Raw genomic sequence first — 8,586 nt, 5'->3', positions numbered from 1 at the left:
CCGTCAGAAGAAGATTGTAAAATGACAAGAATTGATCAGCAAGGGCGGACTGAACAGGCCAAAGCCTGACAACACAAAGAGAGGTCTATTTTTTCGGAACTGACTGACTACTCGTTACCACCGCGCAAGCGGTTTAGTTCTGCTGGATGGAAGACGCGCCGATGCTTTCCACTTGTGCGTGCAGAGTTCTTCTGCCGGTATTAGTAAGCATGTCAGTTCTTGCACTGTGACGGCAGAGGTCGGCAGTTCGAAACCGCCCAGGCTTCCATGAAAATCAAGAGGTAATCCTATAGAAGGCGGCCTCTTTTTTTATTAGGCGCCATAGTCTTTAAGGGCTTCAGGGCGGGACAGACTCTCTGCGATTACGGCCAGCTTTCTCACGTATGATCTCTTTTCCACGCGGTTCATGAAAGATCCCACTTCACCTGTTTCGCCTGCCTGACGACTTGATATAATGAAGAAGAGAAAGGGTGCGTGCGTCCCTGGCCAAGGGGATCTGTCTGGCTCTGCCAGCGTTATCGAACGGGCAAGTAGCTCATCAGATGGGAGCATGGCTGTGCAAAAATGAACTGGTATGCCCTCTACGTGAAGTCGAATCACGAATTTCTCGTCCATGATGAACTCACAAAAAAGCAGATAGAGACCTTCCTTCCTACGGTCAGAAAACTGAGACAGTGGAAGGACAGACGAAAGTGGATCGACTTTCCCATTTTCCCAGGTTATCTGTTCGTCCGTTTGCATCCTTCCCCGGAAAATTTCGTGGGCGTTCTCAAGACGAGAGGAGCAATGAACCTCCTCTCGGCCGAGCCAGGCTACCCCACGCCGGTCGCAAATGAGGAAATTGACTCCCTCAAGCTCATGGTCGGTAGCGGACAGCTCCTTGACATTTATCCCCATCTCAAGGAGGGGACAAGGGTAAGGGTCAGATCAGGTCCTTTGCAGGGATCTGAGGGGGTGCTCCAGAGGAAGGAGGACCAGTGTACCTTCGTAGTAAATATAGAGCTCCTCGGCAGGAGCATCGGCGTCAAAATCTACGCCGATGACATCGAGGAAGCATGACTCTCTTGTTGGCTTGCTGGGTACGGTCAGGCTCTGAGCTCTGCCGTCAATCTTTTTCTGTCGCAGCCCTGCTCACAGAAGTCGAAACTTTAGAGTATTTTCATTATCCTACAGAGTACGAGCGGAATTTAACAGATAATGATACCCGCTTTCATAAGCATGCTCTTTCACCCCGGCGGTATGGCGGGCAAAGGATAGACAGGAAAGACCACAACAAGTGATAACTCCTATGATTTTTCTACGCGATTTCTTCCAGATGCTTTCGCCTTATAAAGCGCCTCATCGGCTCGCTTCGTGAGGCTAAAGATATCATCGTCATCATTAAGTTGAGCCACACCAAAACTGCAAGTGATCCTCTGCAGTCCCCTGATCCATAATGCTTCTATTTCAGCGCGAAGGTTTTCTGCAAAGCGTGCCGCTGTCTCCAAAGAATTGTGTGTCAACAAAATCACGAATTCGTCGCCTCCCCACCGGGCAAAACAGTCGTGTTCCCTCACATGTTGCGATATGTGGGCTGTAAGTTGCTGCAAGACAGTATCGCCTATATGATGACCACAGGTGTCATTTATCGTTTTGAAATGATCTATATCGAACATAACGAGCGAGAACGGAATTTTGTGCCGCTTGGACCTGCTTATTTCTTTCATAAACATCTCATCAAATTTCAGTCTGTTATAAATGCCAGTAAGGGGATCCGTCATTGCCTGCTGCTCAAGGAGCTCGTTGGCCTTGCTTAAAGCTTCTTCAATTTTCTTTTGTGCCGAAATGTCGTCCAGTATAAGAAGAGCAAAGGCGCTATTTTCGTGGCTAAAAGGAGTTGTCGTCACACTGAAGAAGACATCATCAATGCGGCCGTCATGGCTCAGTTTCATCGCCGCAGTTTCACCGTAGACTGCTTGTCCTGCAAAAGCATTATGCACGGAATTTCTTATGACACACTCTGGGCAATGTTGTGAGCGTCCACATCCCTCAGGGGTCTCATTGGCATAAATGCAATGAAGTATTTCTCCTCCTATCGTCATCAAGACTTTTTCTTTCGACGATCCCACAAGTTTGGACGCCGCCCGATTCAAATGGATGATTCTCACATCATGGTCCACTATAAACAACATAGCCGGTACAGCGTCTATAAGCTTTTGCAGAAAGCTACTATCTCCCACAAAATCACTCATATCAGGACCTTTCAATTGTTGCTTGCCACTCCTGCTCGCACAGATAATACCAGCTCGATAAAGGCATTCATAGATTCCTCCTTCTTTCTTCTTCACATTATATCAGACCACTAGAGGACTTGTTAGGTAGATAAAGAGAAATGCTTCAATCTATCTTTCTGTGAGCAAGTATTATTGACGCATTTCAGCTGGACAGTGTTTGTTGCTGGATCAAACGCCATCGATTGTCATCGGGACGCGGAAACCTACGGATAGAGACTCTTTCTGAATATCGCTGCTCGGTGCAACAGAAGACACTGCAGGTTCTACGTCAGATACTCTCTCCATGCCCCTTTCACAAGAATCTCATTCGGCCGGAAATCTCTCTTGTATGACATCTTCGGGTTCTCTTCAATGCAGAATCCGAGATAATAATACCTTTTCCCCGTGACCTTTGCGAGGGATATCTCACTGAGGATGCTGAAGACACCCAGTCTCCGGTCGAGATGATCAATATCGTAATAGAAATAATTCGAAGAGAGCGAATCGGTTCCCCCGTCTACGATTCCGACTCCGATCAGTTTGTCGCCAAGATAGTAATCCATCTCTATCGTGTCAGCATAACCATAATGGATAAGGGAAAGAACGGTATGGTAATTCTCTCCTCCCTGCTCTCTGTTGCCGTGTTTGGACCGGACATATTTCCTGTAGAGCTCAACCTTCCTCGTAGTGAGCATAGTTTGATGCGGGATTCCGAGTCTTATATCGCTATTTCTCCTTAACGCCCTTCTCTGGCTCTTGCTCGCCTCAAACCGTGCTGTCTCGATGCGAAGAGGTATGCAGGCAGAACAGTCTGCACAGGCATTCCTATAGAAGAGATTTCCGAGACGCCGGTATCCCCGGGAGAGATAGGAGTGAAACCTTCCAGCCTCCTCTTCACTCGCGACCACATAGTCAAGCGTCGCAGTCCTTCCGTCCCTAAAATAGGAACATTGAACCTCCTCCTGAAAGGAGAGAGAGAGGTGGTTGCTGCGGCCTTTCATCTTAAACCCGGCAGCCGGAAGAGCAGACCTAAATGAAAATATGTTCTTCCAACTGTGTGTTCAGGATTCATCGCTCCTTTACCTTCACTTCTGTTTCGACGGTCATCTCTTTTCCATCCCTCATGAAGGTGATAGAGACAGAGGTCCCGGGCACCAATGACTTCAAAATATCGGAAAGGTCCTTCAAGCCGGCCACAGGTGTCGAATTGATCCTGATTATGATATCGCCCTCCTTCAATCCGCACGCATCCGCCGGCGAACCAGGCACCACGCCGGAAAGACGGTACCCTTTGCCGCCGAAGCCGAAATCAGGGACCGTCCCAAGGCTGACTTTCCTCTCCTTCCCGGAGTCAGTCGATCTCCTTTCGTCATTCTTTGCCGTCGCAGTCAAGGGCTTTTCACGAGCTGCAAGTAGGGGTTCCCTTGAAGCAAGCTCTCCCATCTTAACTTTAGCGACCGATCCTTTGTCAGCCAGGAGTACCGCCATCGGTGAATCGGTAACAGGCCACCTCCCCTTAGCCACATTTGTCGGCCCGATGCCCGTAAATCCGAGGTAACTGTATTTGCGGTAATGGGGGAGTTTCCTCGCGAGACCTGGCAGGGCTTCGAGCGGAGATGAAGCAATGAATGTCAGGGCCACCTCTTTATTTGCAGGGTTTCTCGCAACAAGCACAAATGAATGGTCCTCCTGCGGAAGTTCAGCCTTGCCGAGAAACAGGCCCCCCTTCTTCATGCTCACACCATAAGCTGAAAGGACCGTAAGGGTCTGGGAGAAAAGGAGGTTCTCCCATCCCAGAACCGTGACCGCTCTGTCAGAAGGGAGTCTGTCAATATCCCTGTCAAGCCTTATATCCACTTCGTCAGGACCGGAATTCGCCAGGGAACTCGCGAAATCGCGGTAGGCCTCGACTGTCTTCGGCTTTGCCGAAGACGGAAGGATAATCAGCATCCTCTTCGCTCCCAGCGACTGTGACAGTGCAGGTGGTATCTCTTCCCTGTTAAGCCTTCGGAATAGGTCGAACTCAGGGTCAACATCGAACCGCAAAGGTCTTGAAGGAAGAGGAATTGCGAGATCAATCACCTTCTTATCCATGATGATCGTAGTCTGATACGCCCTCTCCTGGCCTTGCAAGGTGACTGCAACCGGTACGCGAAGATGATATGCCTCCCCGACCTGAACCTGTTCGATCCGCGCGGAGAGGATATAACCCTGCTCTTCTTTCCGCACTTCTCCATGGGTCACTTTTATCTCCGGAGCCCCTGTTCGGGTTATCCACTGGGAAAACTCTGTCTTCAGGTCCTTTGCAGAGACTTTTTCGAAGCTCCTTCTCAGGTCATCAAAGGAGGCGTACCTGAATTTCATCTCGCCATAGAAGTCCCTGAGTCCTGCCCTGAAGACCTCGTCTCCGAGCTCTTGGCGGAGCATGTGGAAAAACATGAGGGCCTTTCCATATCCTATGGCCTCTGAAGAAGAACTGTGGCGCGAGCGGAATTGGGTGAGAGGAAAATCCCTCCCCCCAAGTACATAATCAGCATATTTCTGGAGCGTTGTTTCGCGGTACTCTGCGCCGCTCCCCTGCTGTTCCTTCATAAAATGGTCGGCGAGATAAGCGGTCAGCCCTTCCGACCAGTTCCCCTCTGCATAATCGGGGAAGACGCTGTTCCCCCACCAATTATGGAGTATCTCATGGGGATATGAGGTATCGACGATAAAGGGCAGGCGTATGACTGTCGGCCCGAGGAGTGTAAAGGAGGGCATCCCAAAGCCCGTCTCCCAGAAGTTCTCGACAAGGGCAAACTTCTTATAGGGATAGGGACCGATTAGTTTTTCATACATTGAGATATATCGAGCTGTCGCATCGAGATACTTTTCCGCGAGTTCCCTGTCAGGCGTCCTGAGAAAGACCATCGCCATGACTCGGCTGGCCTGCTTGGTGTACTCCGTAAATCGACCGCCTATGAGAAATATCTCTTCCTGCGGCTCCGGTGATTCCCAGATCACGCGCGTTGCGTCCTCTTCCCGTGCATGGAGCACACGCTCTCCCTGGCTCACCGCATCCCATTCAGGAGGAAGATGAACGTTAAGAGTAAAGGTGATGAAGGGTTCATCGAAAAGGGGATACCATGCAGAACTTTCCGCAAGATATAGACCCTCCTCTGAAACGATGCCGGGTGTCTGGCTGAAGCCCCTCGCCTCTGCCTTCTCTGATGATCCTGGATGAAAAAGAGTTCCGCCGAATGTGAGCCTGAACTTCCTTTGGCCCTGAGGGAGTCTGGCCCTGTAAGATTCGACAGGGACATGACCGGACCTTTCTCCCTCACGCACAATGCTCACACCCGGCGTCAACGATGAGGGATCGAGCCCACTGTGGAGGGTAAAATGGACCTCGGCCTGATACCCATCCGGCAGTGTTATCAGGTCTTCTGCAATAAGACGATGCTCCTGAGGGTGGATAGTAATCTTGATATCGTGATGGACCACGTTTCCCCGCCGGGCAACATCATCGGCTCCTGACGAAAGTGGCACGAGAAGCAGGGCGAACACGATGAAACCAATCGAACAAACATAGTGAAGACACTTAGATATCATACCTTCATTGCACTATACGGAAAGGATCTAACGTGGCCCCGCATAATTCAATACTTCGGGGTCGGCTTCCGATTCGCGGGCAAGAGTCAGGTTTATTAGCTGGTCAGCATATGCGGACCGTAAGCCCATAGCCCGGTCAGCAGAAGGCTTTGAGGCATGTCCGCCTTCGTATGCGACTACACCGTCAAGATTCATAGAGTATCTTCCCCATGTCACTTACATCATATCCTCCAAGGCTGACGACGGCATTTCTGAACTCTCTGTCTTCCCTGATTATCTCCAAGAGGGCCTTTATCATCTCCAGCTCCATGAAATCATAGGGAATCGCCAGATCGTACCGCTCCCGCGCAACAGGGATAAAATCGAGGTCCAGGGCATTTGCGGCGGCCAAGATCGCAAGCCCTGTATCAGCAATACCGGTCAACACAGCTGAGGCCACCCCCATATGCGTGTATTCCTCTCTCTCGTATCCTTTCACCCGGGAGGGATCTATGCCAAGCTCCCTGAGATGTTTGTCTGTGAGAAGCCTCGTCCCCGCTCCCTGCTGTCTGTTGATAAATACGACATCTTCCCGCAGGAGATCTTCAAAACCTTGTATCTTCCTTGGATTACTCTTCCTCACAAGAAGACCCTGTTGCCGGTAAACAAGGTTTATGAGAACAATCTTTCTGTCCGGGAGAAGTTTCAGGATATAGGGAATATTATAGAGCCCCGTCTCCTCATCGAGGAGGTGCGTCCCTGCCATGTGTGCCTCTCCCTTCTTGAGGGCAATGAGACCCCCCATAGAACCGACATGGGCGGAAGAGAGGGAGAATTCGGGGCATCTCTTCTTAAGAGAATTCGCGAGGACATCGAGGGCGTTGTCGTGACTTCCGATACAGACAATGGTGTTCCTTATCTCATCTTTATCCCGCAACAACTCAACGTCAACCTGCGACCCTGCGCCTATCCCTTCGGACATTGAGGGTATCCTCACGATACCGTCAGCCCTGACCAGAGACATGATCACCCCCGCGCCGCTGCCTATGGGCGTTGCTATCATCTTGTTCCCTACGGCCCCAACCTTCATCCTCACAAACTCCTCCTGTCCCAAGGGTGACGCTGTCTGTCTCGACAGAAGGGCCTTTATCCTCTCAGGCTGCCGGACCTTCATCCCCTGCAGGGCATAGATCATCGGCCTCGCGAAGAGATCGAAGGTTATATATGCAGAGACGGGATAACCCGGGATGCCGAGGACAGGCTTCCCCCGTACGACACCGAGTATCACCGGTTTTCCGGGCCTGATCCCGATGCCATGAATAATAATCTCCCCCAGTTCACTCACAGCCTGCGCCGTAAAATCCTCTGATCCTGCGGAAGAACCCGCATTGACCACAACCACGTCCGATGAATCGCAGGCCGCCGCGATTGCTGCCTCGAGTTCTCCAAGATCGTCATGGACAATAGGAAGTCTCAGAGGTTCTCCGCCCCACTCTGTGACGAGGCCGCCGAGGACCCGCGAATTATACTCGATGATATTGCCCCGGACCAGTTCAGTCCCGGGTTCAACAATCTCGTCCCCCGTGGGGATTACGGCAACCTTCGGCCTTCTTCTCGCCATAATCTCCCTATACCCTCCGGCGAGAAGAGCACCGATATCTACAGGTCTGATCCTGTGGTTCTCAGGAAGAATAAGCTCTGTTGCAACGATATCTTCTCCGATCGTCCTCACGTGCTGCCAGGGAGTTGCAGGCTCAATGATTTCGACATGTTCTTCGTAGTGCCCACAGACTCCCCCTTCCTTTGCTCTTCCCTGAACCTCTTGATTCCTGACCCCTGACTGACCACTTCTCACGATATTCACATCCTCGATCATGATTACCGCATTGAAACGGTCAGGGATGGGGTCTCCCGTGTCAACAGGGATGGCCTGTTCACCCACGCGCAGCCTCACAGGAGTCGTCTCAGATGCACCAAAGGTCTCGGCAAACCTCACAGCATATCCATCCATCGCCGCTGCATGGTAGAACGGCGAAGAGAGCTTTGCGACGACTGCTTCCGACGTTATCCTGCCGAGGGCCTCGGTAACGTCTATGGTTTCAGGGGGGAGAGGCCGGACGAGCTTGTCCTCATGGAGTCTCTTGTTCCATCTCGTCAGTGCCTCATCGAGAGGTGTGCTACTGAGATAAATCGTTCTTTTCATACCCTGATAGAATCTCACACGGAGATCTTCAGCACCTTCAGAGGCTGCTCGCCACAATGTTGCCGAGATCTTCCGCAACAAGATGCGTATAAACCCGTGTATCCCTGTTCTTCAAATGTCTCTCTGCGTTCGTCTTAGCAATCTGGCAGAGCTTCCTGAGGGCGTCAAAGCGCTTTCCGTAATAGAGCCAGGGGAAGATATCCCCGATGTCAGACTCCCTGAAAGGAAGGAGTTCTTCAGTCTTCACGCCGATGTTCTTCAGAATGAGAAAGAGATCACCGATCCTGGGATCAGATGTCCACGAGACAAGTTTGAGGAGATCTTTCCAGGTGGAAGCTATGTGGAGCCGCCTGAAATCCCCGGAAAAGTCCTTTACGGCCTCCAGGATATCACCGTTGACCATGCGATATGCCTCTTCAGCACAGTGGTAAAGTTCCCGGTGCGCTCTTCTCGATACCTCGCTCGAGACGATCACTCTTTCCAAACTTTCCATGGCACGCCTTTCATCTCAGCCCCAGAACTGCCAAAGCCTCAATGTGATAGGTATTCGGGAAAAAATCT

The 8,586-nt window shown here is 51.1% G+C and carries 6 protein-coding genes; 1 reads left to right on the top strand and 5 read right to left on the bottom strand.

Going from position 1 to position 8,586, the window contains the following annotated elements; genetic code table 11:
- Positions 1–564: 564 nt before the first annotated feature.
- Positions 565–1,059: a UpxY family transcription antiterminator gene (locus VFG09_00730; GenBank protein ID HET6513662.1), complete on the top strand. Its 495-nt coding sequence runs from the start codon at positions 565–567 to the stop codon at positions 1,057–1,059.
- Positions 1,060–1,286: 227 nt separating this feature from the next.
- Here the strand turns inward: VFG09_00730 and VFG09_00725 are convergent, their stop codons facing one another.
- From VFG09_00725 to VFG09_00705, 5 genes are all read right to left on the bottom strand, one after another.
- Positions 1,287–2,327 carry a sensor domain-containing diguanylate cyclase gene (locus tag VFG09_00725; GenBank protein ID HET6513661.1) on the bottom strand — a complete coding sequence of 347 codons (1,041 nt, stop codon included), beginning with the start codon at positions 2,325–2,327 and terminating at the stop codon, positions 1,287–1,289.
- A 209-nt stretch (positions 2,328–2,536) separates the two neighbouring features.
- Positions 2,537–3,253, bottom strand: a complete 717-nt coding sequence (locus VFG09_00720) for an arginyltransferase (GenBank protein ID HET6513660.1) — start codon at positions 3,251–3,253, stop codon at positions 2,537–2,539.
- 67 nt (positions 3,254–3,320) lie between these two features.
- Complete coding sequence (locus VFG09_00715) at positions 3,321–5,843, bottom strand: PDZ domain-containing protein (protein HET6513659.1); 2,523 nt, start codon at positions 5,841–5,843, stop codon at positions 3,321–3,323.
- A gap of 184 nt (positions 5,844–6,027) precedes the next feature.
- Positions 6,028–8,025 (bottom strand): molybdopterin biosynthesis protein, encoded by a 1,998-nt coding sequence (locus VFG09_00710; GenBank protein HET6513658.1) that lies wholly within the window; start codon positions 8,023–8,025, stop codon positions 6,028–6,030.
- A gap of 37 nt (positions 8,026–8,062) precedes the next feature.
- Positions 8,063–8,518 carry a hypothetical protein gene (locus tag VFG09_00705; protein ID HET6513657.1) on the bottom strand — a complete coding sequence of 152 codons (456 nt, stop codon included), beginning with the start codon at positions 8,516–8,518 and terminating at the stop codon, positions 8,063–8,065.
- Positions 8,519–8,586: the final 68 nt, after the last annotated feature.

This window comes from Thermodesulfovibrionales bacterium (assembly GCA_035686305.1).
Taxonomy (GTDB): Bacteria; Nitrospirota; Thermodesulfovibrionia; order Thermodesulfovibrionales; family UBA9159; genus DASRZP01.
This window is presented reverse-complemented; position numbering and strand designations above follow the sequence as displayed.